The 26653-nt window shown below is 74.6% G+C and carries 23 protein-coding genes and 1 tRNA gene; 12 read left to right on the top strand and 12 right to left on the bottom strand.

Translation table 11 applies throughout. From position 1 onward, the window contains the following. Nucleotides 1-91: 91 nt before the first annotated feature. Together AC2TDM_RS00285 and AC2TDM_RS00280 are read left to right on the top strand one after the other, a co-directional pair. Entirely contained in the window at nucleotides 92-1165 is a 1074-nt protein-coding gene (locus AC2TDM_RS00285) for an LLM class flavin-dependent oxidoreductase (RefSeq protein WP_484635443.1), read from the top strand. A 44-nt stretch (nucleotides 1166-1209) separates the two neighbouring features. Continuing rightward, on the top strand, nucleotides 1210-1686 hold the full coding sequence (locus AC2TDM_RS00280; protein ID WP_484635442.1) for a GNAT family N-acetyltransferase: 477 nt from the start codon (nucleotides 1210-1212) through the stop codon (nucleotides 1684-1686). 43 nt (nucleotides 1687-1729) lie between these two features. Here the strand turns inward: AC2TDM_RS00280 and AC2TDM_RS00275 are convergent, their stop codons facing one another. Then, a complete protein-coding gene (locus tag AC2TDM_RS00275; RefSeq protein ID WP_484635441.1) occupies nucleotides 1730-2668 on the bottom strand; it encodes an NADP-dependent oxidoreductase in 939 nt (312 codons plus the stop codon). Between the two features lie 120 nt (nucleotides 2669-2788). On the opposite strand from AC2TDM_RS00275, the gene AC2TDM_RS00270 reads away from it, so the two are divergent. Beyond that, nucleotides 2789-3307, top strand: coding sequence for a MarR family winged helix-turn-helix transcriptional regulator (locus AC2TDM_RS00270; RefSeq protein ID WP_484635440.1), 519 nt, complete (start codon nucleotides 2789-2791; stop codon nucleotides 3305-3307). A gap of 69 nt (nucleotides 3308-3376) precedes the next feature. Here the strand turns inward: AC2TDM_RS00270 and AC2TDM_RS00265 are convergent, their stop codons facing one another. Genes AC2TDM_RS00265 through AC2TDM_RS00245 form a run of 5 tightly spaced genes read right to left on the bottom strand, consistent with a single transcriptional unit; the run spans nucleotide 3377 to nucleotide 10683 of the window. Further along, the gene (locus AC2TDM_RS00265) at nucleotides 3377-4597 is read right to left on the bottom strand and encodes an ROK family protein (RefSeq protein WP_484635439.1); all 1221 of its coding nucleotides are present in this window, start codon (nucleotides 4595-4597) and stop codon (nucleotides 3377-3379) included. Next, nucleotides 4594-7410, bottom strand: coding sequence for a beta-galactosidase (locus tag AC2TDM_RS00260; RefSeq protein ID WP_484635438.1), 2817 nt, complete (start codon nucleotides 7408-7410; stop codon nucleotides 4594-4596). Before AC2TDM_RS00260 ends, AC2TDM_RS00265 begins: the two co-directional genes overlap by 4 nt. Beyond that, a complete protein-coding gene (locus AC2TDM_RS00255; RefSeq protein WP_090034282.1) occupies nucleotides 7407-8360 on the bottom strand; it encodes a carbohydrate ABC transporter permease in 954 nt (317 codons plus the stop codon). Before AC2TDM_RS00255 ends, AC2TDM_RS00260 begins: the two co-directional genes overlap by 4 nt. Further along, nucleotides 8360-9346 carry a carbohydrate ABC transporter permease gene (locus tag AC2TDM_RS00250; protein ID WP_484635437.1) on the bottom strand — a complete coding sequence of 329 codons (987 nt, stop codon included), beginning with the start codon at nucleotides 9344-9346 and terminating at the stop codon, nucleotides 8360-8362. The genes AC2TDM_RS00255 and AC2TDM_RS00250 overlap by 1 nt, the downstream gene beginning before the upstream one ends. Next, nucleotides 9346-10683, bottom strand: a complete 1338-nt coding sequence (locus AC2TDM_RS00245) for an ABC transporter substrate-binding protein (protein ID WP_484635436.1) — start codon at nucleotides 10681-10683, stop codon at nucleotides 9346-9348. The genes AC2TDM_RS00250 and AC2TDM_RS00245 overlap by 1 nt, the downstream gene beginning before the upstream one ends. A 265-nt stretch (nucleotides 10684-10948) precedes the next feature. Here AC2TDM_RS00245 and AC2TDM_RS00240 point away from each other — a divergent pair, with 265 nt between their 5' ends. Continuing rightward, nucleotides 10949-11374: a DUF1810 domain-containing protein gene (locus AC2TDM_RS00240; RefSeq protein WP_484635435.1), complete on the top strand. Its 426-nt coding sequence runs from the start codon at nucleotides 10949-10951 to the stop codon at nucleotides 11372-11374. Between the two features lie 37 nt (nucleotides 11375-11411). Further along, nucleotides 11412-12107: a trimeric intracellular cation channel family protein gene (locus tag AC2TDM_RS00235; RefSeq protein ID WP_484635434.1), complete on the top strand. Its 696-nt coding sequence runs from the start codon at nucleotides 11412-11414 to the stop codon at nucleotides 12105-12107. Nucleotides 12108-12116: 9 nt separating this feature from the next. Here AC2TDM_RS00235 and AC2TDM_RS00230 read toward each other — a convergent pair whose 3' ends face one another. The 6 genes from AC2TDM_RS00230 to AC2TDM_RS00205 form a co-directional block, all read right to left on the bottom strand. Next, a complete protein-coding gene (locus AC2TDM_RS00230) occupies nucleotides 12117-12527 on the bottom strand; it encodes a hypothetical protein (RefSeq protein WP_203708973.1) in 411 nt (136 codons plus the stop codon). Nucleotide 12528: 1 nt separating this feature from the next. Continuing rightward, nucleotides 12529-13446, bottom strand: a complete 918-nt coding sequence (locus tag AC2TDM_RS00225) for an alpha/beta hydrolase (RefSeq protein WP_484635433.1) — start codon at nucleotides 13444-13446, stop codon at nucleotides 12529-12531. Between the two features lie 96 nt (nucleotides 13447-13542). After that, the gene (locus tag AC2TDM_RS00220; RefSeq protein ID WP_484635432.1) at nucleotides 13543-14493 is read right to left on the bottom strand and encodes a carbohydrate ABC transporter permease; all 951 of its coding nucleotides are present in this window, start codon (nucleotides 14491-14493) and stop codon (nucleotides 13543-13545) included. Continuing rightward, entirely contained in the window at nucleotides 14490-15521 is a 1032-nt protein-coding gene (locus AC2TDM_RS00215) for a carbohydrate ABC transporter permease (protein WP_239079010.1), read from the bottom strand. Before AC2TDM_RS00215 ends, AC2TDM_RS00220 begins: the two co-directional genes overlap by 4 nt. Nucleotides 15522-15633: 112 nt before the next feature. Further along, a complete protein-coding gene (locus tag AC2TDM_RS00210; protein ID WP_484635431.1) occupies nucleotides 15634-17043 on the bottom strand; it encodes an ABC transporter substrate-binding protein in 1410 nt (469 codons plus the stop codon). Nucleotides 17044-17278: 235 nt separating this feature from the next. Beyond that, nucleotides 17279-17361: transfer RNA gene (locus AC2TDM_RS00205), tRNA-Leu, on the bottom strand. 248 nt (nucleotides 17362-17609) lie between these two features. On the opposite strand from AC2TDM_RS00205, the gene AC2TDM_RS00200 reads away from it, so the two are divergent. From AC2TDM_RS00200 to pknB, 7 genes are read left to right on the top strand one after another with little or no spacing between them, the layout of a single operon-like run. Beyond that, the gene (locus AC2TDM_RS00200; RefSeq protein WP_090034293.1) at nucleotides 17610-18311 is read left to right on the top strand and encodes an FHA domain-containing protein; all 702 of its coding nucleotides are present in this window, start codon (nucleotides 17610-17612) and stop codon (nucleotides 18309-18311) included. Nucleotides 18312-18320: 9 nt separating this feature from the next. Beyond that, complete coding sequence (locus AC2TDM_RS00195) at nucleotides 18321-18863, top strand: FHA domain-containing protein FhaB/FipA (RefSeq protein WP_484635430.1); 543 nt, start codon at nucleotides 18321-18323, stop codon at nucleotides 18861-18863. Between the two features lie 4 nt (nucleotides 18864-18867). Beyond that, complete coding sequence (locus AC2TDM_RS00190; protein ID WP_484635429.1) at nucleotides 18868-20271, top strand: PP2C family protein-serine/threonine phosphatase; 1404 nt, start codon at nucleotides 18868-18870, stop codon at nucleotides 20269-20271. A 2-nt stretch (nucleotides 20272-20273) separates the two neighbouring features. Then, nucleotides 20274-21776, top strand: a complete 1503-nt coding sequence (locus tag AC2TDM_RS00185) for an FtsW/RodA/SpoVE family cell cycle protein (protein ID WP_484636492.1) — start codon at nucleotides 20274-20276, stop codon at nucleotides 21774-21776. Further along, on the top strand, nucleotides 21773-23227 hold the full coding sequence (locus tag AC2TDM_RS00180) for a peptidoglycan D,D-transpeptidase FtsI family protein (RefSeq protein WP_484635428.1): 1455 nt from the start codon (nucleotides 21773-21775) through the stop codon (nucleotides 23225-23227). Before AC2TDM_RS00185 ends, AC2TDM_RS00180 begins: the two co-directional genes overlap by 4 nt. After that, nucleotides 23224-24519: a serine/threonine-protein kinase gene (locus AC2TDM_RS00175; protein WP_484635427.1), complete on the top strand. Its 1296-nt coding sequence runs from the start codon at nucleotides 23224-23226 to the stop codon at nucleotides 24517-24519. The genes AC2TDM_RS00180 and AC2TDM_RS00175 overlap by 4 nt, the downstream gene beginning before the upstream one ends. Then, nucleotides 24519-26597: a Stk1 family PASTA domain-containing Ser/Thr kinase gene (gene pknB, locus AC2TDM_RS00170; RefSeq protein ID WP_484635426.1), complete on the top strand. Its 2079-nt coding sequence runs from the start codon at nucleotides 24519-24521 to the stop codon at nucleotides 26595-26597. The genes AC2TDM_RS00175 and pknB overlap by 1 nt, the downstream gene beginning before the upstream one ends. Nucleotides 26598-26653 lie beyond the last annotated feature (56 nt).

Here is a 26653-nt window from a genome sequence, read left to right as displayed (position 1 = left end):
CCCGACACCCGCCCGGCGGGGCCGGCGCCGGCGCCGGCGCGGACAGGGCACCCACAGGAACACCGCGTGCGGCGTGCTCGTTGATCGGGCCATGAGCGACCCCACCGCGCAGCAGCCCCGGACCGTCACCTTCGGCCTCGACACCTTCGGCGACGTCACGGTCGACGACGACGGCCGGCCGGTGCCGGCCCACCAGGTCGTCCGGGACGTCGTCGAGGAGGGGGTCCTGGCCGACGAGGTCGGCGTGGACCACCTCAGCCTCGGCGAGCACCACCGCGACGACTACGCCGTCTCGGCCCCCGACGTGGTGCTCGCGGCCGTCGCGGCGCGGACCCGGCGGATCACGCTCGGCTCCGGCGTGACGGTCCTCAGCTCCGACGACCCCGTCCGCGTCTACCAGCGCTTCGCGACCATCGACGCGATCAGCGGCGGGCGCGCGGAGATCACCGTCGGCCGCGGCTCCTTCACGGAGTCCTTCCCGCTGTTCGGCTACGACCTGACCGACTACGAGGTGCTGTTCGAGGAGAAGCTGGACCTGCTCGTCCGGCTGCGCGACGAGGGCCCGGTCACCTGGTCCGGCACGACCCGCGCGGGGCTGACGGACCAGCGCGTCTTCCCGACGACGGAGCGCGGGTCCCTGCCGGTGTGGGTGGGCGTGGGCGGGAGCCCCGAGTCCGTCGTGCGCACCGCCCGGCACGGGCTGCCCCTCATGCTCGCGATCATCGGCGGCGCGCCCGCGCGGTTCGCCCCCTACGTCGACCTGTTCCACCGGGCCACCGAGCAGATCGGCACGGGGCGGCAGGCCGTGGGCGTGCACTCCCCCGGCTTCGTCGCCGACACCGACGACGAGGCGCGCGAGCTGCTGTTCCCGCACTTCAAGGCGAACCGCGACCGCATCGGCCGCGAGCGCGGCTGGCCCCCCATGGGCCGGGCGGAGTTCGACGCCGAGGCCGAGGGCGGGGCGCTGTTCGTCGGGAGCCCCGAGACCGTCGCCCGGCGCATCGCCGACGCGGTGGCCGCCCTGGGCGTCGACCGGTTCGACCTCAAGTACTCCAGCGGGCCGATGCCGCACAGCCGGCTCATGCGCGCGGTGGAGCTCTACGGCACCCGGGTCGTGCCGCTGGCTCGCGAGATGCTCGCGGACCGTGGGGTCGCCGTCGGCTGAGCGGCGGATCCGTCGCGGAGGCCGCGCGGGTACCGTCCCGGGGCGTGCCCGGACCCGACCTGCCCCTCGACGCGCCCCTGACCGACCACCGCGCGACGCTCGACGACGTCGACGCCCGCACGCTCTACCGGCTCCTGCGGCTGCGGGTGGACGTCTTCGTCGTCGAGCAGGAGTGCGCGTACCCCGAGCTGGACGGACGGGACGCCGAGGCGGACGCGGAGCTGCTGTGGACCGCGGCCGGCGACGAGGTGCTCGGCACCCTGCGCGTCCTGCGGGACCCGGACGGCACGCAGCGCATCGGCCGGGTGGCCACGGCGGCGTCCGCGCGGTCGCGGGGCGTCGCCTCGCGGCTGATGCGGCTCGGTGTCGCGCGGTGCACCCAGCGGGCCCCGGGCGTCGACGTCGTGCTCGACGCCCAGGCCCACCTGGCCGACTGGTACGCGCGCTTCGGGTTCGTCGTCGACGGGCCCGCGTTCCACGAGGACGGCATCCCGCACGTCCCCATGCGTCGGGCGGGCTGACCCGGCCGCGGTGCGTGCGCCGCGGCCGGGTCGGTGCGGTCGCTCACGCGCCGGGTGCCACGACGACGACCTTGCCGTGCACCCCGCCGGCCTCCGCCTCCGCGTGCAGGGCCGGCAGCTCCGCGAGCGGCACGCGCCGGGCCACCTGGACCCGCAGCTCCCCGGCGTCGACCCGGGCGACCAGCCGGGACAGCACCTCCGCGTCGGGGTGGACGAAGACGGTCTCGGCCCGGACCCCGCGCGCCTCGTCGCCGGGCGTCGGGACCATCGGGGTCGTGGAGACGACGACGCCGCCGTCGCGGACCAGCGCCACCAGCGCCGTGAAGTCGTCCGCGCCGATCGGGGCGAGGTTCAGCAGCACGTCGACGGGCTCGGCCACCGCCTCGAGGAGCGACGTCGTCGTGTGGTCGACGACCTCGTCGGCACCCGCCGCGCGCACGGCGGCGGCGCTGCGGGGGCTGCCCGTCGCGACGACGTGCGCCCCCGCGTGCGCGGCGAGCTGGACGGCGTACCCGCCGACGGGTCCGCCCGCCCCGTTGACCAGCAGGCGCTGACCCGCCTCCAGCCCGCCGGCCTCGAACAGTGCCTGCCAGGCCGTGAGGGCGACCGAGGGGAGCCCGGCCGCGTCGACGAGGGGGATCCGCGTCGGCGCCGGGACGAGCGCCTCGGCCGGCGCCACGACGTACTCAGCCGCCGCCCCGTCCGACGCCATCGGGAGGAACCCGACGACGGCCTCGCCCACCGCGAGCCCGTCGACGCCGTCGCCGAGCGCGTCGACGGTGCCCGCCACGTCGTAGCCCGGCACGTGCGGGAGGGTGATCGGGATCGGCAGGAAGCCGCCCCGCATGCCGCCGTCCGCCGGGTTGTAGGCCGACGCGGCGACCCGGACGCGGACCTGCCCGGTACCGGGAACGGGCTGGGGGGCGTCCTCGTAGCGCAGGACCTCGGGGCCGCCGGTCTCGTGGAAACGCACTGCCTTCATGGTCTTCTCCCTCGTCGTGAGCGATATGGTGCTTCTAGTTCGAAGCGCCTGCAGCCACCGTACTCGTGCTTCGAATCCGTAGCAAGTGGTTCGAAGCCGAAGCTTCGATACGCTCGTGCCATGACCTCCACCGCACGGTCGCTCGACGCCACCGAGCTCGGCGCCTACTTCGCCCTCATCGAGGCCAGCAGCCTGCTGCGGCACGCCGTGGAGCAGCAGCTCGGCGAGGTGGCGGGGCTGAGCTACGTGCAGTTCCAGCTCCTGGCCACGCTCGGGGACGCACCGGGGGGCAGCCGGCGGATGACCGACCTCGCCGACGGGGTCGTCTACAGCCGCAGCGGGCTCACCTACCAGGCCCAGACGTTGGAGCGGCGCGGCCTCGTCACCCGCGCCCCGGCGCCCGACGACGAGCGCAGCGTCACCGTGTCCATCACCGACTCCGGACGGGCGGTCCTCGCCGACGTCCTGCCCGGCCACGTCGGCGTCGTCGACGACCTGCTCCTCGCGCCGCTGACCCGTCAGGACGTCGAGACGCTCGCGGAGATCCTCACCCGCGCGCGCGACCACATGCGCCGGACGCCGCCCCGGTCCGCCGCCCGACGTCGGCGCAGGGCCGCCGGACCGGGGGCCACCACCTGACGTCCCCCGGTCCGGGCCGCGTCCGACGCACGCAGGGGGCGGGCGCGCACGCCGGGCCGCGCCGGCGCGTCAGCGGTCGACGCTGAGCAGGCCGAGGTCGCCCAGGAAGCGCTCGAAGGCGAAGGTCGCCATGCCGCGGGCGACCGAGCCGCCGCGGACCGTGGACACGTCGAGCGTCACGTCGCTGGCCGAGCCGAGCGGGGCCTGCACGGCCAGCTCGGCGTTCGTCGGGGCCATGAGGTGCTCGCCGAGCGTCCAGGCGGTCCACCCCGTGAGCGTCACCCGCTCGGGGTTGAGGATGGCGACGAGGTCCGCGACGCCCGCGCCGAGGTAGCGGCCCGTGCGTCGCAGGAGCTCGGCCAGCGGGCCGGACGCGTCCTCGTCGAGGCCCGCGGCGACGGCGGAGATGAAGTCGCGCTGGTGCCCGAGCGCGAGCAGCGGGTGCTCCGGGTCGATCTCCGCCAGCGTCTGCTGGATGCCCCGCGCCCCCACGTACGCCTCGACGCAGCCGCGCCGGCCGCACCGGCACTCCCGCCCGTCGAGGACCAGCAGGGAGTGCCCCCACTCGCCCGCGTTGTTGGACACCCCGCGCAGGATGCGCCCGTCGAGGACGATGCCGGCCCCGACGCCCGTGCCCAGGTTGATCGTCACCAGGCTGCGCACCGACCGCCCCGCGCCGAACCACAGCTCGGCGGTCGCGATGGCCTTCAGCGGGTTGTCGAGGACCAGCGGCAGGTCGACGCGTGCCCGGAGCAGGTCCAGGATCCGCACGCCCCGCCAGTCCCAGTTCGGTGCGAAGACCGACACGCCCGCGTTGGGCAGCACCTGCCCCGGCAGGGAGACCCCGACGCCGAGGACGCGCGACCGCTCGACCCCGGCCTCCCCGAGGGCGCCGTCGATGCTCCGGCCGACGCCGTCCACGACGTAGCCGGGCAGGTTCTCGTGCTCGTCGAGCGGCACCTCGAACCGGCCGACGGGAGCCAGGGCGGCGTCGAACACGACCGTCCGCACGTACGTCTCCGCGACGTCGACGCCGAGGATGGCGCCGCGCGACCCGTCGATCCGCAGGCTCGTGCTGGGGCGGCCCACGCCGCTGCGGTCCCGTCCCGCGCCGACGACGAGGCCCTCCGCGAGCAGCTCGGACACGACCGTGGCGACGGTGGCGGTGCTGAGCCCCGTCGCGCGGGCGAGGTCGTTGCGGCTGGCCTCGCCCGCGGACAGCAGGGCGTGCAGCACCGCCAGCCGGGAGTCGCTGCGGATGTCCCGAGCCGTGCGGCGCGAGGTGATCACGGGCCGGACGGCGGTGGCACCGGCGACGCGACCAGCGCGTGCAGCACCGGCGACGGCCCCCCTGCGGTCCCTCGCACCATGAGCCGGACAGTACCGGTGTTCCATGCCGCGGGGAGCCAGATCCGGCCCCCGTCACCCCCGGTGAGCCGCGGCCGGGCGGCGTCGTCGAGCCAGACCCGGCCGAGGCCCTCGTCGCCGGCGACGACGGTGAGGCGCACCTGCTCGCCCTCGGGGCGGAACGACCAGCCCGTGCCGGTCGGCACGTCCAGCTCCAGCCAGACCTCCTCGCCGGGCCCGGGGCGGACCGGGAACACGTCCGCGCCCGGTCCCTCCGGCGGGGCGGCCGGTACCGCTGCCCGCACGGCGGCCACGATCGCCTCGTCGTCCTCCGGCACGACGTCCCAGCCCTCGACCGGCGCCAGCCGCAGCAGCTCGGCCCCGCCCAGCGCACCGGGCGTGTGCGGCAGGACGACCTCGACGGTCGCGCCCTCGCCCGGGGCCAGGTGCAGCCAGGGGTCGACGGCGTGCACGACCCGCTCGTGCCCGTCGACCCGCACGACGACCGCGCCGGGCACGCCGTCCAGCCGCAGCGCGTGGTTGGCGTCCGGCGCGACGGGCAGCGCCCGCCGGTAGACGACCTCGCGGCCGACCCGCGTGCTGCTCCAGCCGCCGAGCGTCCGCAGCGGCGCCGGGTCGCCGGCCCACTGCGCGTCGCCGTGCACGGTCCACAGCGCGGAGACGTCCGTGCGCCCGACGACGCGCCACACGTCGCCCAGCCCGCGCAGCGAGCCGAGCCGCAGGCCCGGCAGCCGCGCGTCGTCGAAGTTCGGGTGCCCCCACGTCTCGACGGTCGCCGCCAGGTCGACCGCGTCCGCCTCGCCGTGCAGGTCGACCACCGCCGTCGCCCCGAACCGGGCGAGGGTCGGCAGCGCGCGGCCGTCGAGGGACAGGTCGACGAGGTCGCCCGCACCCTCGAGCAGCAGGGCGTCCGCACCGTCCCGCACGAGCCGGGTCCGCAGGTGGACCCGGCCGCGGTGGACGCCGACCTCCTCCGACCGCGGTGCCCGGGTGTGCCGCACGGGCGCGGGCGGCGGCGGCGGCACGAGCCGGCGCGCGGCCGTCAGGCGCCGGGGCTCGGCGTCGACGTCCTGCCTCCCGACGTCGACCACCCCCGCCCCCGGCACCGCCGTCCCCGTCTCCGCCACGCCGCCGGGGCCGACGTCGTCCGGGTGCACGACGACGAGCGGCCACGTCGTCGCCCCGACCGTGACGCGCGCCTCGTGGCGGACGCCCCGCTCACCGGCGGGCAGCTCGACGAGCACCCCCGACCCGGCGGCGTCCGACGTGCCGAGCACCCGCGCGCCCTCCACCGCGGGCCGCTCGTCGCCGGCCCGAACGGCGGACGTGCCCAGCCCGACGACGGCCGGCACGGCCGAGGCCAGCACGACCCCGTCCGGCCCGAGCGCGACGACGTCGGCGGTCGCCAGCAGGAGCGTGCCCGGCAGCCCGTGCGCGTCGAGCGGACGCCCGACGGTCACCAGCGGGCAGGACGCGGCGGGCAGCCGCACCGCGGCGACGGGCAGGCCGGCCACCGGCCCGACGTGCGCGACGACCTCGTCGTCGGACAGGTTGGGCAGCCCGACGAGGGAGCCGCCCCCGACGAGGTGCAGCGCCGAGGGGGAGGACGCCGTCGGGCCGTCGACGACCACCGGCAGGTCCGACGGGTGCGTCGTCGCGGCCGCGAGCGCCGGCCCGTACGCCTCCACGACCGCCGCCAGGACCCGCGCCGCCGCATGGCCCGGGCGCAGCTCGCCGACCGGCGAGACGTACCCGCCGAAGTCGTAGTCGTGCGTCATGAGGCCGCCCGGGTCGCCCCAGTTGCCCACCGACGGCATCCAGCCGAAGTCGTACCCCGACGCCTGCAGGTAGGGCGCCACCAGCCGGGCGCCGCTGACGAGCAGCCGCCGCAGCGTGCGGTGGTCGCGGTTCGTCTCGGTGACCAGCAGCGGCAGCCCGCGCGCGGCGACGAGGTCCGCGTAGGCGCGCACCTCCGCCTCGACCGCGGGCGAGCGGTCGGACGGGTAGAAGTTGAACGCCGGCACGACGCCCTCGACGTCACCCGTGGCGCCGACGAGGTCCCCCTGCCCGGCGCACGCGACCAGCGGGACGACGACGCCGTGCTCCCGCGCGAGGTCCCGCAGCGCCCCGACGTACGCGGCGCGGTCGTCCGTGTCGAAGAAGTCGAGCTCGTTCTCCAGCTGCACCGCCACGACGGAGCCGCCGCGCCCGTGCTGCCGCGCCGCGAGGAGGGGCAGCACCTGCTCGCACCACCGGCGCACGTGCGCCAGGAACCGCGGCTCGGCCTGCCGCAGCCGCAGCCCGTCCTCGAGGGTCAGCCACGCCGGCAGCGCCCCGCCGTCCCACTCCGAGCAGATGTACGGGCCGGGACGGGCGACGACGGCGAGCCCGGCGTCGGCGGCAAGGTCGAGGAACGCCCCCACGTCCCGCCGCCCCGAGAAGTCCCAGCGGCCCGGCGCGAGCTCGTGGAAGTTCCACGGCACGTACACGTCGACGGCCCGGTAGCCCGAGGCCCGCACCTGCGCGAGCCGCGCCGCCCACTCCTCGCGCGGCAGCCGGAACGGGAAGAGGGACGCGCACAGCAGGACCTGCGGCTCGCCGTCGACGACGAGGCCCGCGGCGGTGAGCGCGACGGACGGGACCGCGCCGGACGGGACCGCGCCGGCGCACGCCTGCCCGCCGTCCGACGACAGGTCCTCGGCGAGGAGGTCGTCGGGAAGGACGTCGGTGCTCACTTGACCCCTGCGCTCCCGCCGTTGAGGTTCATCTCGTACAGGTACTTCTGGCCGAGGTAGTACACGGCGATCATCGGCAGCGTCAGCACGATGGAGCCGACCATGACGAGGTTCCACGGCGGGGTCTGCAGGTCGTTCGTCGTCGACGTCATGTACTGCAGGCCGAGCGCCAGGGGCATGTCCTCCTCGTTGTTGAGGTAGATGAGCGGCCCCATGAAGTCGCCCCACGTGGCGGTCAGCGTGAAGATCCCGATCGCGATGAGCACGGGGGTGAGCATCGGCAGGATCATCCGCCGGTAGATGCCGAAGTAGCCGAGCCCGTCGACCTGGGCGGCCTCGTCGATCTCGTTGCTCAGCCGCGTGACGAACTGCCGCACGAGGAACACGTTGAAGGCGTTGGTGAAGAAGTTCGGCACGATGAGCGGCAGGAACGTGTTCACCCAGCCGAGCTCCTTGAAGAGCACGAACTGCGGGATCATCGTGATCTGCGCGGGGATCATCATCGTGGCGATGACGACGACGAAGACGGCGTTCTTGCCCGGGGCGCGCAGCCGCGCGAAGGCGTACCCGACGAGCGAGCTCGACAGGACCTGCCCGAGCGCGGAGAAGGTCGCGATGATGACCGAATTCAGCAGGAACCGGCCCGTGGGCAGGTCCGTGGTGAACACGTCGACGAAGTTCTGCCAGTTCCACTCGCCGGGGAGGATCGTGAACGCGCCGGCGGCCGTCGTCCGGTCGCTCGACAGCGCGATCGAGACCATGAGCACGAACGGCGTGAACAGCAGCGCGGACACCACGAGCAGCACGGCGTAGGTGGACGGCCGGGCGCGGAACGCCCGCAGGATCGGCGCGGGCACCCGGCCGCGCGGCTCGCCCCCGGTGGAGGCGGCGGCACCGGCGAGGCCGGGACCCGTGCTGGACAGCCCGGGCAGCTGGCTGGTGGCGGCCATCACCGCACCTCCGTCTCGTAGAAGACCCATTTCCTCGACGTGCCGAACGCGATGGCGGTGAAGCCGATGATGACGACGAACAGCAGCCAGGCGATCGCCGACGCGTAGCCGAAGTGGTAGAACTCGAACGCCTCGCGGAACAGCAGCGGCACCACGGTCTGGCTCGAGTTGTTCGGCCCGCCGCCGGTGAGGATGTACACCTGCGAGAAGATCTGGAACGCGCCGATGAGGCCCATCACCAGGTTGAAGAACAGCACGGGCGTGATCTGCGGGAACGTGATCGCCCAGAACTGCCGGACCGGCCCCGCGCCGTCGATCTCCGCGGCCTCGTAGAACTCCCGCGGGATGCCGTTCATCGCGGACAGCAGCAGCACCGTGGCACCGCCGGCGCCCCACACGGACAGCACGACGAGCGCCGGCTTGACCCAGTTCGGGTCGAGCAGCCACTGCGGACCGGAGATCCCGAACACGCCGAGCAGGTCGTTCAGGGGCCCCGACGGCGCGAGCACCATCTTGAAGACCATCGCGGTGGCCACCAGCGGCACCAGCGTGGGCAGGTAGATGAGCGTGCGCCACAGCTTGCGGAACCGGACCTGCTTGTTGAGCAGGTTCGCCAGGTACAGGCCGATGGCCATGCCCAGCGGCACGGAGACGGCCGCGTAGTACAGGGTGTTCCAGAGCGCCTTCCAGAAGATCGGGTCCTCCGTCAGCGCCCGGACGTAGTTGTCCAGCCCGACGAACTCGGGGGCGGTGAAGGAGTCCCAGTCGGTGAGGGAGTACCAGACCGACGCGATCATGGGGCCCAGCAGGAACGCCAGGAACCCGATCACCCACGGGGAGATGAACAGCCAGAACCACGCGGCCTCCTGGCGGCCGCGGCGGGTCAGCCGCTGCCGGGGCGCGCCACGACGGGGACGGCGGCCGGCCGCCCCGGGGCGGCGCGCGTCGCGCACCGCCCCGAGGGCCTCGCCGAGGGTGGCGGTCATCAGCCGTCGGTCCGCACGACGGACTCGAGCTGCGACTGCACCGCGGTCAGCGCGCTCTTCGCGTCGCCGCCCGTGTTCCAGAACGTCTCGAGGTTGTCCGTGAAGGCCTGCTGCATCTCGTTCCACTCCGGGATGAACGGCGCCCGGTAGATGTGGTCGGCCGACTCGCCGAAGGCCGCCATGTTGATGGGCGTCGTCGCCCACTCCGGGTTGAGGAACGCGTCGGAGTTCTGCACCTCGAGGTTCGCGGGCACGTCCTGGGCCATGTCGATGATGACCTCCTGCGCCTTCGCGTCCGTGAGGAAGTCGATCGCCTCGAACGCCCTGTCCGGCGCGTCGCTGTCGCGGGAGATCGCCAGGCCGGAGCCGAAGGCCGTCACGGCCTTCTCCTCCCCGCCCCAGAACGGCGCGATGTCCCAGTTGAAGCCGGCGTCCTTGAGGCCGCCGATGGCCCAGAAGCCGGTCGTGTTCATCGCGACCTTGCCGGCGACGAACGCCGGGTCGCCGCCCATGTCCGGCCCCATGTCCGCGTACTCGGCGGGCGTGGGCGAGACGTGGTCCTTGAACGTGAGGTCGTTGGCCCACTGGAGGGCCTCGACGACCTCGGGCGAGTCAGCCGTCGGCGCGCCGGACCCGTCGATGATCGCGCCGCCGTTCTGGTACGCCAGGCTCCACCACTGCGCCCACCAGCCCGCGCCGCCGTAGCCCCACTGCTGGCCCGGCACGGTCAGCTTCTGCATGGCGTCGCGCGCGTCCTCCCAGGTCCAGTCGGCCGTGGGGTAGGCGACGCCCGCCGCGTCCAAGAGGTCCTTGTTGTAGTACGTGATCATCGCGCCGGAGCGGTCGGGGATCGCGTAGACGCTGTCCTCGTAGGAGTAGAGCGTGCCGACGGGGCCGAACCGCTCCTCCAGGTCGAGGCCGGCCTCGGCGACGTACTCGTCGAGCGGGAGGATCTGGCTCTTCGAGGAGTAGACGTTGACGTTCTCCGCCACCTGCATGATGTCGGGGCCGTCGCCGCCGGCGATCATGGTCTGCACCTTCTGCGCGTACTGGTCCGACGGGATCAGCTGCAGGGTGACCTGGATGTCGGGGTGCTCCTCCTCGAGCATGTCGATGCGCGCCTGGTACGCGGCCTTGTCGGTGTCACCGCCCCAGACGGCCATCGTCAGCTCGGTCGTGCCGCCGCCGTCCGACGAGCCCTCGCCGCCGCCACCGGAGCCGCACGCCGCGGTCAGCGCGAGCACCGAGAGGGCGGCGACCGCCGCACCCGCGCGGGCACGCGTGCGGCGGCCTCGGGTCCGGGACGTGCTGCTGGTCCTGCTGGTGACGGCGCTCATGCACCCTCCGCCTCTCTGCGGGTCCGACGACGCCGTCGGACGGCTCGGTCCGACAGCGGCGTCGGACGCCCCCCTCAACCGGGTGGCGCTGGTTACGCTAACCCATAGACGAACTAGTCGGAAGAGCGCTTGCCGAATCGTTACCCGGCGGTCGGTCCTCCGGTCCGACGCGGTCCTGGGCTCGCGCCGCGGTGGACACGGCCCGGACCACGGCACAGGGTCGGGGGATGGAGGACATCCACCTCGACCGGCCGGACCTCTCCCCGTGAGCGCCGGGAACCCGCTGCAGCGGTTCGTCGACGCCCAGGACGCGGAGGGCACGTACGACCGCGCCCTGGCCGAGCTGCGCCGCGGCAGGAAGACCAGCCACTGGATCTGGTTCGTCCTGCCGCAGGTGGCAGGGCTGGGGCAGAGCGAGATGTCGCGCCGCTACGCCCTGGCCGGGGTCGACGAGGCCCGCGCGTACCTCGCGCACCCCGTGCTCGGCCCGCGCCTGCGCGAGACGACGGACCTGCTGCTCGCGACACCCTCCGCCGACCCGGTCGCCGTCCTCGGGACCGTCGACGCGGTCAAGGTGCGCAGCGCCATGACGCTGTTCGCGCAGGCCGCGCCCGACGAGCCCGCCTTCCGAGCGGTCCTCGAGCGCTGGTACGACGGCGTGGAGGACGACGAGACGCTGCGGCGGATCTGAGGCGTGCGGGTCCTCGCCGTGCGGTAGACCGTCCCCCGTGGACGACACCCTCACCCTGCTGCTGGTGCTCGACCTCGTCGGCACCTTCGCGTTCGCGCTCAACGGCGCCCTGACCGCGGTGCGGGTGGCGCACGTCGACATCGTCGGCGTCGTCACGCTCGGGGTCATCACCGGGCTCGGCGGCGGGATCGTGCGGGACATCCTGCTCGGGGCCCTGCCGCCGGCCACTTTCGGCGACTGGCGCTACCTCGCGGTCGCCGCCGCGGGCGGGCTGCTGGCGTTCTGGTTCGGGCACCACCTGCACCGGCTCGCGGGGACCATCGCGGTGCTCGACGCCGCCGGCCTCAGCCTCTTCGCCGTGGCCGGCGCCGCGCGGGCCCTCGAGCTCGGCGCCGGGCCCGCGCAGGCGGTCATCCTCGGGGCGACGACCGCCGTCGGCGGCGGCACCCTGCGCGACGTGCTGCTGCGCCGGGTGCCGAGCGTCCTGACGAACGAGCTGTACGCGATCCCGGCCCTCGTCGGGGCGACGCTGGCCGTGCTGGCCGCGCGCGGCGGGGTCGAGGAGGTGCTGGGCGCGCCGGCCGCCGTCGGGGCGGCGGCCGCGTGCTTCGTCGTGCGTGTCGTCGGGATGCGGCTGGGGCTGGACGCGCCCCGCCCGCGGGCGCGGCCCTCGTGGCCCGACGGGGCGGGCGGGGACCCGGGCGACGAGGGCCCGCGGACGTCGACCGGCTGAGGGACGCCGTCAGCCGCCGGGGGCGAGGCCCGCGTACCACTCGGCGTAGACCGTCGTGCGGGCCAGGTGCTGCGTGAGGTCGGGAGCGCCGTCGTCCCACCACACCGGACCGCGCTCCCCCAGCGCGACCTTGGCGGCGTCGACCCTGGCGCGGGCCGCCTCCCGTGCCGCGGGATCGCCCGCGCGCATCGCGGCACCCTTGGCCCGGCGGGCCGCCATGAGCTCGTGCGTGAGCTCCGCGCGTCGCCCCTCGTCGAGCGCGGGGTCCGAGCGCCGCCACAGCCGGCCGCGCACCACGAGGTAACGGCCGTCGGGGGTGACGGGCGGGCCGTCGCCTCTGGGGGGCTGCTCGTCCGGGCGCGCCTCGTCCGGGCGCGGCTCGTCCGGGCGCGGCTCGTCCGGGCGCGGCTCGTCGGGCACGTCAGGGCACCGGCAGGGCCAGGCGCTGCTCCAGCCACCGCGCGCACGCGCCGAACCAGCCCGCGGCGACGTCGTCGACCTGGGTCGCGCTGCCCGCCGTCGCGGCCGTGGCGAGCGCGAGGCCGTGGCCGCCGCGCTCGTGGACGTGCAGCTCGAACGGCACGCCGGCGGCCGCGAGCGCGGCGGCGAACGCCAGGGAGTGCCGCGCGGGGACCAGGGCGTCCGCAGCGGTGTGCCAGACGAAGCTGGGCGGGGTCGACGGATCGACGTGCCTCGCCGGGCTCAGCGCGAGCTCCGTGGCGGCGTCCGGCGTGGCCGTCCCGAGCAGCGCGACGTGGGCCGCGCGCATCACCTGCCGGACCCCCTCGTCGGCGGGCTCCACCCACTCCTCGAGGCGCACGTAGTCCGTCAGCGCGTAGCCGAGCACCAGCGCGGCCGGCCGCAGCGCGGCCGCGTCCACCCCGAGGGCCTCCGTCAGCAGCGGGCGGTGCCAGTGCGTGCCGTACATCGCCGCGTTGTGCCCGCCGGCGGAGAACCCGCACAGCGCCAGGCGGTCGGGGTCGAGGTGCCACCCCGCCGCCCGCTCCTTGATGCGCAGCACCGCCAGCGCCACGTCCCGCAGGGGGCCCGGGTGCCGGCAGTGGTCCTTCGGCTCGACGACCGTCGCGGGGTCGACGCCGGAGGGGACGGCGCCGTACGTCGAGTAGCGCAGGACGAACGCGTGGTACCCCAGGGCGGCGAACGCGAGCGCGACGGGCTCGCCCTCGCGGTCGGAGCACCCGAGGTACGCGCCGCCCGGCAGCACCAGCACCGCGGGGCGCGGGGCCCCGGCCAGGAGCTCCGGGGAGTCGTCGAGGACGTAGGTGGTGAGCGTGACGTCGTCGCGGTCGTCGTGCAGCCGCAGCGTCTCGGTGCGCATGGCGTCGATCCTGCCGGACGCGCCGCGCGGGGGGTCCCGCGCGGCACGCCGACGAGGTGCGACAACGAGGTGCGACGACGGCCGGTACGGGCGGCGTCAGCCCTTGACCGACCCCGCGAGCAGCCCTCGGACGAAGTAGCGCTGCAGCGCGAGGAACACGACGACCGGGACCAGCATGGCGACGAACGCACCGGAGGACAGCAGGTGCCACGTCTCGCCACGGTCGCCGGCGAGGGTCGCGAGGCGCACGGTGAGCGGCGAGACCTGGCGCTGGGAGCCGAAGACGAGCGAGACGAGCAGGTCGTTCCACACCCAGAGGAACTGGAAGATCGCGAACGCCGCGACCGCCGGGACCAGCAGGGGCATGAGCACGCGGAAGAAGATCTGCACGTGCCCCGCGCCGTCGACACGGGCCGCCTCCACCAGCGACGGCGGGATGTCCTTCATGAAGTTGTGCAGCAGGAAGATCGCCAGCGGCAGCGCGAAGATCGAGTGCGACAGCCACACCGCCCAGAACGACCCCGCGAGGTCCCACCGCACGTACTGCGTGAGCAGCGGGATCATCGTGATCTGGATGGGGATGATCTGGAGCGCGAAGACCGCCACGAAGAGGATGTTGCGGCCCTTGAACTCGATCCACGCGAAGGCGTAGGCCGCGAGCAGCGCGATGCTGATGGGGATGACCACCGCGGGGATCGTCACCACGACGGAGTTCAGGACGTACTGCGCGAGCGGCTGGTCGCCCTCGAAGAGCACCTGCTGGTAGTTGTCGAGCGTCACGCGGGGGGCGCCGAAGAAGTTCCACCAGCCGTTGGCCCGGATGTCCTGGACCGGCCGGAACGACGTCACGAGCAGCCCGAAGGTCGGCACGGTCCACAGCACGGCGATCGCGATCGCGATGCCCGAGGCCCAGGGCGAGCTGAGCCGCCGGCGCGCGCGGTCGGCGCGGCGCCCGATGCCGGCGCGCAGCCCCGGGGCGCGGCCGCCGCTCGCCTCGCCCGTCGTCGCCGCGCCGAAGGCCTGCGGGGGTGCCGGGTTCGTGGTCATCGGATCTCCTCCGAGAGGCGCAGCTGACGGACGTTGTAGACCACGACGGGGATGACGATGAGGAAGAGGATCACGGCCAGCGCCGCGCCCATCCCGGCGTTCCCCTGCACGAAGCTCTGGGCGTAGAACTCGTTGGCGACGACGGACGTGCCGAAGTTGCCGCCCGTCATCGTCCGGACGATGTCGAAGACCTTGAGCGTCGTCATGGCGATGGTCGTGACGACCACGACGAGGGCGGGCCGGATGCTCGGCACGGTGATGTACCGGAACATCTCCAGGCCCTTGAGCCCGTCGAGCGTGGCGGCCTCGACGATGTCGTCGGGGATCGCCTTGATCGCCGCGGACAGGATGGTCATCGCGAAGCCCGCCTGGATCCAGATGAGCACCGCGATGAGGAAGACGTTGTTCAGCGGCTGGTCGACGAGGAACTGGTACGGGTCGAGCCCCAGCCAGACGAGCAGCTGGTTGGCCAGGCCCGTCTGCGCCCGCGAGGCGTCCCGGTACTCGTAGACGAAGCGCCAGATGATCGAGGCCCCGACCAGCGAGATCGCCATCGGCAGGAAGATCAGGGCCTTGGCGACCTTCTCGAACCGCGTCCGGTCGACGACGACCGCGTAGACGAGCCCGATGAACGTGGCCAGCGTCGGCACCAGCAGCACCCACAGCGCCGTGTTGCGCAGGACCACCTGGAAGGACTCCTGCGTGAAGGCCGTGACGTAGTTGTCCAGCCCGACGAACTCCGTGCCGTTGCGGTTGAAGAAGGACCCGTAGGTGGTGCGCAGCGCGGGGTAGACCAGCCCGAACGCGAGCGCGAGCAGCGCCGGCCCGGCGAAGGCGGCGGTGACCGCCCACGACGGCACGCGCTTCGGCCGGTCGACGGCCAGGAGGACCGCGCCCATGACCGCGACGAACAGCAGGATCGCCACGAGCATGAGCGCGAGCTTGTGCCCCGGCGTCTCGGCGTCCAGCAGGAAGTCCTTGGTGATGCCCCAGAAGTAGCCGACCCACAACCCGATGTTCTCGACCATGCACGCCTCCGCGCTCCGGGGGACGCGACGGCGTGCCGCCGCGTCCCCGACGATCAGGACCCCGTCGGACGGCGGGGGCCGGGACGTCCCGACCCCCGCCGCCAACGGTGCGTCAGCTGGCGGGCCAGGAGCCCTCGATGTCGGAGAGCACCTGCTCCGAGCTCGTGCTCGGGTCGCTGAGCCAGTTCGTCATGCCGGTCCAGAACGAGCCGGCACCCACCGGCCCGGGCATGAGGTCGGACGCGTCGAACCGGAACGTGTACTCGTCGCTCGCGAGGATCTCGCTGGCGAGCCGGTCGATCGGCGACTGCAGCAGCTCGACGTCCAGGCCGCTGTTGGCGGAGACCCAGCCGGCGTTGCTGACCTCGGCCTTGTCGTTGGCCCACACGTCGCTGGCGAGGAAGGCGTGGAAGGCCTGGACCTCGGGACGCTCCTCGAAGGAGACGACGAACTCGCCGCCACCGAGCATCGGCTTCTCGTCGGCCGTGGCGCCCGGCAGGTAGAAGGCGAAGACGTCGCCGTCCTCGGCGATCTCGACGCCCTCCTGCGCCTGCTGCCAGTTCACGCCGTAGAAGTTGGCGGCGCGGTGCATCCAGCAGGAGCCGTCGAGGATCGGGAAGCCGCCCGCGTCCCACGCGGTCGTCGCGATGCTCGAGACGTCGCCGAGACCGCCGTTGACGTAGTCCGGGTTGCGCAGGATCTCGCCCGCGGTGTCCAGCGCCTCGACGACCTGCGGGTCGTCGAAGGGGATCTCGTGCGTGTACCACTGGTCGTAGACGTCCGGGCCGGCGGTGCGCAGGACCACGTCCTCGAGCCAGTCGGTGGCCGGCCAGCCCGTCGCGTCACCCGAGGCGATGCCGACGCACCACGGCTTGGTGTCGGGGTGCTCGGCCACGATCCGGTCGGACAGGGCGATGAGCTCGTCCCAGGTCGTGGGGATCTCGTAGCCCGCCTCGGCGAACATGCTCGGGGAGTACCAGACGAAGGACTTCGCGTTGGCGCCGAGGGGCGAGCCGTACAGCGTGCCGTCGACCGTGCCGTACTCGCGCCACTCCTCGGTGAAGAACTCGTCGACGTTGGCCGCGACCTCGTCGGACGCCGGGAGGATGGCGTCGGGGAAGTCGTTGACGAGGCGCTGCAGCAGGCCGGGCTGCGGGATGTACGCGATGTCGGGCGCGCTGCCGGACTGGATCCGCACGGCGATCTGGGCCTCGAACTCGTCGTTGGCCTCGTAGACGATGTCGGTGCCGGTGCAGCGCTCGTACTCCTCGTACGACGCCTCCTGCGCGGTCGCCTCGTCGCCGGTGATGGTGGTGTAGACGGAGACCTCGGTGTCCTGGAGGTCGCCCATCTCGATGAACGGGGCGTAGTCCTCGCAGCCCTCCGCGACCTCGCCGCCGCCACCGCCCTCGCCGCCGCCGCCCTCCGAGGGGGGCGGCGTGCACGCCGCCAGGACCGCGGCCAGGGCGGCCGCGCCGGCCATCGTGGCCGCGAGCCCCCGGCCCCTGCTGATGCTGCTCATGCGAGTACCTCCACGTCGACGTGGGGACGGGTACGCCCCTGAGCCCTCTGCGGCGACCACGTCCTGTTCGAGCCACCGTGCCGGGCACCTCACATGGAAGCTGTCCCATCTCGCACAGGCAAGCCACAAAGCACACTTCTCCGGCATCGGGTGCGTCACGATGTGGTCACGGCCGGGCGGTCGTCCCGAGGAACGCGAGAAGGGCCGGACCCCGAGGTCCGGCCCTTCTGCTCTGTGCGCGAGGGGGGACTTGAACCCCCACGCCCTTACGGGCACTGGCACCTGAAGCCAGCGCGTCTGCCATTTCGCCACTCGCGCGCGACGTAGAACGCTAGCACGGTCCCGCGGGTGGTCCGGACACCCGCCGGGGTCGCCACGTGGCTCGTCACGGGCAGGTCACGGGCTCCGCACCTGCGGGGGACGCCGTCGGGCCGTCCCCAGCCCCGCTCACCCGGCCGTGTGCCACGGCCCGGACCCCTCCCGACCGGGCCGGTGGCTACGATCGACGACGCGGACGCGTGCCCCGACCACCGGCGGCACCGACGCGACGGACGGAGGGAGGTCGGATGGGCATCCTCGACAGGATCGAGAAGGGCGTGGAACGCGCCATGAACAACGTCCGCTCCTTCCGCGGCGAGCTCAAGCCGGTCCAGCTCGTCGACGCGCTGCGCCGCGAGATGGACGACCGGGCGATGGTCGTCGGCCGGGACCGCACCGTCGCGCCGAACGAGTACGACATCACGCTGTCGACGCCGGACTACGACCTCGTCGAGTCGTGGGGGGCCGAGGCCATGGCGGACGAGCTCGCGGCGACGGCCACGGACCACGCGGCCAGCCAGCAGTACGCCTTCGTCGGGCCCGTGAGCGTGCGCTTCACGGAGGACGTCGACCTCGAGGCCGGCCGCTTCACCGTGTCCTCCTCCTCCGTGCGGGGTGCGGTGGCCCCGGCGACGACCGCGTCGCCCAGCCCGCGGCACCCGCTCGTCGACATCGACGGCCAGCGCTACATCCTCACCGGGCCCGTCACCGTCATCGGCCGGGGCTCGGAGGCGGACATCGTCGTCGACGACCCCGGGGTCAGCCGCAAGCACCTCGAGATCCGGGTGACGCCCGACGGCGTCATCGCCACCGACCTGGGATCCACCAACGGGCTCCTCGTCGAGGGCCACCAGGTCCCCGCCGCGACGCTGCTGGACGGGAACACGCTCACGATCGGCCGGACGCGCATCCTGTTCTCCACGGGTGCGGACGAGGACGCCGACGCGTGACGGCGGCGCATGAGTGAGCTGACCGTCGCGCTGCTGCGGCTGGGGTACCTCGCGCTGCTGTGGCTGCTGGTGCTGGCCGCGATCGGCGTGCTGCGCCGCGACCTGTACGGCACGCGCATCGTGCAGCGCGGCCTGCCCGGGCGCGGCCGGCGGGAGGCCCCGCGCGGCGCCGCGGCCACGGCCGGGGCGGCCGGCGGCACGGGTGCGGCGCCCGAGCCTCGTGCGGAGGCCCGTCCCGAGCGGCGCAACGGCCGCTCCTCGGGCCCGTCGCGGCTCGTGGTGATCGAGGGCCCGCTGCGCGGAACGACCATGCCGCTGAGCACGTCGTCGGTGCTCGTCGGCCGGTCCCCCAGCTGCACGCTCGTCCTCGACGACGACTACTCCTCCTCACGGCACGCCCGGATCTTCCCGCAGGACGGCGGCTGGTGGGTCGAGGACCTCGGCTCCACCAACGGCACCTTCGTCGACGAGCAGCGCGTCGTCGAGCCCGTGCCGCTGCCGACGGGCACACCGGTCCGGGTCGGCCAGAGCATCATCGAGCTGCAGAGGTAGCCCGGTGGCCGTCGCCCTGCGCTACGCCGCCCGCTCCGACGTGGGCCTCGTGCGCGCCAACAACCAGGACTCCGCCTACGCCGGGCCGCACCTGCTCGTCGTCGCGGACGGCATGGGCGGGCACGCGGGCGGCGACGTCGCCTCCTCGGTCGCGGTCGCGGCGCTCGTCCCCCTCGACGACGAGGCGCACGGTCCCGACGACGCGCTGCACGAGCTCGAGGACGCCCTGGAGGTCGCGCGCGAGGAGATCATCGCCCGCTCCGACGCCGACCCGACGCTGGCCGGCATGGGCACCACCGTCACGGCGATCCTGCGGACGGGCAACAAGCTGGCGATGCTGCACCTCGGCGACTCGCGCGGGTACCTGCTGCGCGGGGGCGTGCTCACGCAGGTCACGGCCGACCACACGTACGTCCAGCACCTCGTCGACACGGGCCGCATCACCGCCGAGGAGGCGGAGACGCACCCGCAGCGGTCGGTCGTCATGCGCGTGCTCGGCGACTTCGACGCGGACACGACGCCGGACCTGTCCGTGCGCGAGGCGCGGCCGGGCGACCGCTGGCTGCTGTGCTCCGACGGGCTGTCGGGGTTCGTGTCCGCGGAGACGATGGCCGAGACGCTGGCGACGGTGCCCGACGTCGAGGAGTGCGCCGACCGGCTCGTCCAGCTCGCCCTGCGGGCCGGCGGCGGGGACAACGTGACCGTCGTCGTCGCGGACGTGGTCGACCTCGACGCCCTCCCCGACGGCGCGGCGCCCTCGCAGCGCTCGGCGGTCGTGGGCGCCGCCGCCACCACCCGCCACTCGCCGACCTCGGCCGCCGCCAGCCCGGCGGCCCGGGCCGCGGCGCTCGCGCACGAGGTGGCGATCGCACGGGCGGCGGGCGGCGGGGCCGCCGGGGCCGCCGGCGCGACGAGGGCCGGCGACGACGAGGACGAGGCACCGCGCCGGCGCCGGTGGCGCGGGCCGCTCCTCGCCGTGGTGCTCGTGCTGCTCGTCGCCGGCGGCCTCGCCGGCGCCTACGCCTGGACGCAGACGCAGTACTTCGTCGGCGCCTCGGACGGCCGCGTCGCCGTCTTCCGCGGGCTGCCCGACGACCTCGGGCCCCTGCGGCTCTCGTCGGTCGTCGAGCGGTCCTCGGTGCAGGTGCAGGACCTGCCCGTCTACCAGCGCGAGCAGCTCGAGGACACCATCGCCGCGGCCTCGCTGGCCGCCGCCCGCGGGGTGGTGGACAACCTCGAGGAGCAGGTGGCGCAGGACGAGGCCCGGCAGGAGGCGCTGTCCCCGTCCCCGTTCCCGTCCCCGTCGGCCTCGGCCACGGCGACCGCCACCCCCGAGCCCGTCCCCGGCGCCGCCGGCGAGCCGCTGCCGACCCCCGGCGCCGACGGCGCGACCACCGGGGGGCCGTGACCGTGGCCACCATCGCCTCCCACCAGGTCCGTGCCGGGCGCACCACCGAGCTCGGGCTGCTCGTCCTCGCCCTCGCGCTGGGCGTCGGCGCGTACGCCCTCGTCGGGCTGGGGACGGCCGACGCGGTCCCCACCAACTGGCTCGGCTACGCCATCGGGCTGACCGTGCTGTCGCTCGCGCTGCACGGGGTGCTGCGCTGGCGCGCGCCCTACGCGGACCCCGTGATCCTGCCGCTGGCGGTCGGCCTCAACGGCATCGGCCTGGCGATGATCTACCGCATCGACCTCGCGGAGGAGACGGGCTTCTCGGTCCGACAGCTCACGTGGACCGCGCTGTCGATGGTGCTGGCCGCGGCCGTGCTCGTCTGGCTGCGCGACCACCGCACGTTGCGGCGCTACACCTACGTGGCGATGCTGGCGGGCCTCGTCCTGCTCGTGCTGCCGCTGCTGCCGTTCATCGGGGCCACGATCAACGGCGCCCGGATCTGGGTGCGCGTCGGCGGCGTCGGCCTGCAGCCCGCCGAGTTCGGGAAGATCGCGCTGGCCGTCTTCTTCGCGGGCTACCTCGTCAGCAACCGCGACACGCTCGCGCTCGCCGGCCCCAAGCTGCTGGGGCTGCAGCTCCCGCGGGCCCGGGACCTCGGCCCGATCCTCCTCGTCTGGCTCGTCTCGCTCGGCGTGCTCGTCCTCGAGCGGGACCTGGGGACGTCGCTGCTGTTCTTCGGGATGTTCGTCGCGATGCTCTACCTCGCCACCGAGCGCGTGAGCTGGGTGGTGATCGGCCTGGCCCTGTTCGCCGGGGGGGCCGCGGCGGCCGCGTCGACCTTCGGGCACGTCGCCGCGCGGTTCGACGTGTGGCTGCACGCGCTCGACGACGAGGTCTACGCGCGCTCGCCCGGGGGGTCCGGCCAGCTCGTGCAGGGGCTGTGGGGCATGGCGAGCGGCGGCCTGTTCGGCACCGGGTGGGGCGAGGGCCGCCCCGATCTGGTCCCCTACGCCGAGTCGGACTTCATCGTCGCCTCCCTGGGCGAGGAGCTGGGGCTGACCGGTCTCATGGCGGTGCTCGCCTGCTACCTCGTCCTCGTGCAGCGCGGGCTGCGCACCGCGATCGGGGTGCGCGACGGCTTCGGCAAGCTCCTGGCCGGCGGGCTGTCGTTCGTCATCGCCGTGCAGTGCTTCGTCGTCGTCGGCGGCGTCACGCGCCTCATCCCGCTGACCGGTCTCACGACGCCGTTCCTCGCCTACGGCGGCTCGTCGCTCGTCGCGAACTGGGTGGTCGTCGCCCTGCTCCTGCGCATCTCCGACGAGGCCCGCCGTCCCGCCCCGGCGGTCCGCACGGTCACGCCCGGCGGCGGCACGCCCACCGGCGGGCCCGGCGCGACCGGGACGCCCGCGCACGGCACGCCCGTCGTCGGCGGCACCCCCGTCGGGCCGGGCGTCGCGCGCGCCGGCGGGCCCGGGGACGACGACCAGCCCACCGAGGTGGTCCGGGGGGTGCCGCGGTGAACACGCCCCTGCGCCGCCTGGCGTCCGTCGTCCTCGTCATGTTCCTGGCCCTGCTCGGCAGCGTCACCGCGGTGCAGTACGTGCAGGCGGGCTCGCTCAACAACGACCCGCGCAACGTCCGCACCATCTACCGCGAGTTCGGCAACGCCCGGGGCTCGATCGTCGTCGCGGGGGAGGCGGTCGCGTCCTCCACGCCGGTCGACGACGCCTTCGGCTACCAGCGCGTGTACGCCGACGGGCCGCTGTGGTCGGCCGTCACGGGCTTCTACTCCATCGCCAACGGCGCCGGCTGGGGGCTGGAGGACACGCAGGACGACGTGCTCACGGGCCGGTCCGACCGGCTGTTCTTCTCCCGCCTGCGCGACGTGCTCACCGGGCAGCGGCCGGAGGGGGCGACGGTCGAGACCACGCTCCTGCCCGCCGCGCAGCAGGCGGCACGGGACGCGCTCGGCCAGCAGCAGGGCGCCGTCGTGGCCATCGAGCCGGCCACGGGCCGGATCCTCGCGCTCGTGTCCACCCCCGGCTACGACCCCAACACGCTGGCCGTCCACGACACCGCCGCCGCGTCCCAGGCCTTCGACGAGCTCGTCGCCGCTCCCGGCAACCCCCTGCGCTCGAAGGCGACCCAGGAGAACTACCCGCCCGGGTCGACGTTCAAGCTCGTGACGGCCGCCGCAGCGCTCGAGGACGGGCGCTGGACGCCGGAGAGCGAGCTGCCCGCGCCGACGGAGCTCGAGCTGCCGCTGAGCTCCTCCACCCTCGGCAACTTCGGCGGTGGCGGCTGCGGTGCCGACCCGATCAGCCTGGCCGACGCGCTGCGCGTCTCCTGCAACACCGCGTTCGCCGGCCTCGGCATCGAGCTCGGCGCGGAGGCGCTGGAGGAGCAGGCGCAGCGGTTCGGGTTCGACGCCGACCCGCCGGCGATCCTGCCGAACGCCGCCGGCAGCACGTTCCCCGACGACCTCGACGGCGCGCAGACCGCGCTCGCCGCGATCGGCCAGGGCAGCGTCACCGCGAGCCCGCTGCAGATGGCCCTGGTGGCCGCCGCCATCGCGAACGACGGGGTGCTCATGGAGCCGACCCTCGTCGACACCGTGCGCGCCGCGGACCTGTCCGTGGTGTCGCGGACCGAGCCGTCCGTGCGGTCCGAGGCCGTCTCCGGCACCACCGCCGAGTCGCTCACGCGGATGATGGTCGGCGTCGTCGAGGGCGGGTCGGGGACGTCGGCGCAGATCGGCGGCGTCCAGGTGGCCGGGAAGACCGGCACCGCCCAGACCACCGCGGAGGCCGCCCCGCACGCGTGGTTCACGGGCTTCGCCCCGGCCGACGACCCCCGGGTCGCCGTCGCGGTCTTCGTGCAGAACGGCGGGGACCTGGGCTCGGAGGCGACGGGTGGCCGCGTGGCCGCGCCGATCGCCCGGGCCGTCATGCAGGCGGTGCTGGGCTCGTGAGGACCGGGGAGGGCGTGGTGCTGGGCGGCCGCTACCGCCTCGTGCGGCCGATCGCGACCGGCGGCATGGGCGAGGTATGGGCGGGGGAGGACGAGTCGTTGCACCGGCCGGTCGCGGTCAAGGTGCTGCGCGAGGAGTTCGCGGGCGACCCGGCCTTCCTCCAGCGCTTCCAGGCCGAGGCCCGCAACAGCGCCGACCTGCGCCACGAGAACGTCGCGCAGATGTACGACTACGGCGAGCAGGACGGGTCCGCCTACCTCGTGCAGGAGCTCGTCGAGGGCGAGCCGCTGAGCGACATCCTCGAGCGCGAGCCCGTGCTGCCGCCGGCGCGGCTGCTGCCGGTCCTCGCGCAGACCGCGCGGGGACTGGACGCCGCGCACCGGGCGGGCGTCGTGCACCGCGACGTGAAGCCGGGCAACATCCTCGTCACCGCCGACGGGCGCGTGAAGATCACCGACTTCGGCGTCTCCCGCTCGGACGGGCAGCAGGCGATGACGGCCACGGGCATGGTCATGGGGACGGCCCAGTACCTGTCGCCCGAGCAGGCCGTCGGGCGGCCCGCCACGCCGCTGTCGGACCTGTACGCGCTCGGCGTCGTCGCGTACGAGGCCCTGGCGGGGAAGCGGCCCTTCACGGGCCCGACGACCGTGGACATCGCGGTGGCTCACGTGAACTCGCCCGTCCCGCCGCTGCCGCCGGCGGTGCCCGTCGCGCTGGCCGCGCTCGTCCTGCGGCTGCTGTCGAAGGAACCGTCGGCGCGCCCGCGGTCCGGCGCCGAGCTCGCGCGGCTGCTCGAGGAGGCCGGCACCGCGCTGACGACCTCCCGCACGCCCGTCTGGCCGCGCACCGGCGTCGTGGGTGCGCCGCCGTCGTTCGCGCCCCGGTCAGCACCGGGCGCAGCAGGTACGGCGGCGCCCGTCCAGCCGTCGTCGCCCCCGTCGTCCGTGCCCCCGTCCGTCCCACCACCCGTCCGGCCCGGCGGGCCGCGGACGGCGGGCGGGACCGCCGCGGGGTCGCCACCACCACGGGCGAGCGGCCCGCGCACGGCCGTCCAGCCCACGGTCCGACGCCGGCCGCGGCGCCGCAGCGCGGCGGGCCGGTGGGTCCTCGCGCTGGTCGTCGCCGGGCTCCTCGTGCTGCTGGGCCTGCTGCTGACGGACCGCACCGGCGGACCCGTGGGCGGTGCCGCCGGCGGTGCCGCCGTCGGCGCGGGTGCGATGATCGGCCAGGACGCCGGGCCGGGGGCCACGACCCCGGCCGGGCACTCGGAACGAACGAAGGATCTCCTCTGATGGACGACGGATCGCGCATCCTCGCGGGCCGCTACGAGGTCGGTGAGACCATCGGCCGCGGCGGCATGGCGGAGGTGCACATCGGGCACGACCGCCGGCTGGGCCGCACGGTCGCCATCAAGATCCTGCGCTCGGACCTCGCGCGTGACCCCTCCTTCCAGGCGCGGTTCCGGCGCGAGGCGCAGGCCGCCGCGGCGCTCAACCACCCCGCGATCGTCGCCGTGTACGACACGGGCGAGGACCTCGTCACCGAGCGCACGGGCGCCACGAGCCACGTGCCCTTCATCGTCATGGAGTACGTCGAGGGCCACACCGTCCGCGACATCCTGCGCGACGGGCACGCCGTGCCCATCGAGGAGGCCGTGGAGATCACCACGGGCGTCCTGTCGGCGCTCGAGTACTCCCACCACGCCGGGATCGTCCACCGCGACATCAAGCCCGCGAACGTCATGCTGACGCCCACGGGTGCGGTCAAGGTCATGGACTTCGGCATCGCGCGGGCGCTGGCCGACTCCTCGGCCACCATGACGCAGACGCAGGCCGTCATCGGCACGGCCCAGTACCTGTCCCCCGAGCAGGCCCGCGGGGAGAGCGTCGACGCCCGCTCGGACCTGTACTCCACGGGCTGCCTGCTGTTCGAGCTGCTCACCGGCCGGCCGCCGTTCCAGGGCGACTCCCCGGTCTCGGTGGCGGTGCAGCACGTGCACGAGCAGCCGCCCGTGCCGAGCGCCCTCGCAGGGGACGTGCCCGAGACCCTTGACCGGATCACGCTCAAGGCGCTGGCCAAGGACCGGACGAACCGCTACTCCTCGGCGGCGGAGTTCCGCGCCGACCTCGAGCAGGCGGTCCGCGGCGGGTCCGTGACCGCGCCGTCGGTCGCCGCGGCGCTGGCCCTGCCGGCGGCGGGGGACGCGACCGCCGTCCTGGCACCCGCACCGGCCGCGGCGACGACGGCCGCCCTCCCGCCGACCGCGCCCGCGTGGGCGCCGCGCACCGCGGGACCGCCCACCGGCCCGACGACGGCCGCCACCCCCGTGGTCGCCGACGAGCCGCCGCGCAGCCGCCGGGGTCTCGTCGTCGCCCTCGTGCTCGTCGGTCTGCTCGCGCTGGCGGGCATCGTCGCCCTCCTGCTCAACCAGCGCGACGCCGGGCCGGAGACGGTCGCGGTGCCGCCGGTGGTCGGGCTCGCCGAGGCGGACGCCGTGGCCGCGCTGGACGCGGTGGGGCTGGAGGACCGGCACGCCGAGGCGGCCTCGGACAGCGTCCCGGAGGGCCAGGTCATCAGCAGCGACCCCGAGGAGGGGCAGCAGGCCGAGCTGGGCAGCGAGGTCACGCTCACCGTGTCGACCGGACCGGCCGAGGTGGTCGTGCCGGACGTGTCCGGCCGCTCGGAGCAGGAGGCGACGCGGATCCTCGAGGCGGAGGGCCTCGTCGTGTCCGACGACCGGCAGACCGAGGACAACCCCGACTTCCCGGCGGGCCAGGTCACGAAGACCGACCCCGCCGCCAACGCGCCGGCCGCGGACGGGCAGACGGTGACGCTCTTCGTGTCCACCGGCAACGTGCAGGTGCCGGACGTGACGACGAAGAACGTCGACGAGGCGATCGCGCTCCTCACCGACCTCAACCTGCGCCCGGCCACGACCAACGTCGAGACCGGCGACGCCGCTCCTGGCACGGTCGTGTCCCAGGACCTGCCGGCTGGCGGGCTCGTGCGCCAGCAGACGACGATCACCCTCGAGGTCGCGACGGCCCCGACCACCGCGACGGTGCCCACCGACCTCGTCGGCAAGGGCTACGACGACGTCGCCGCCGCGCTGGACGCGCTCGGGCTCGTCCCCGAGCGGGTGGACGCGCCGTCCGAGCAGCAGCCCGCCGGCGCGGTCGTCTCCACCAACCCCGCGGGCGGCACGACCGTCCGGGCCGGGTCGACGGTGCAGGTGACGGTCTCCTCGGGGGCGGGCGCCTCGCCGTCCCCCACCGCGACGGGCGGCGGCAACGGGAACGGCGGCGGCAACGGTGGCGGGAACGGTGGCGGCAACGGTGGCGGCAACGGTGGCGGGAACGACGACGACTGACGCGCGGGACCGTTGACGTGAGGAGGCCCCGGACCGCACGGTCCGGGGCCTCCTGC

Source organism: Cellulomonas sp. plas2 (assembly GCF_057221735.1).
This window is presented reverse-complemented; position numbering and strand designations above follow the sequence as displayed.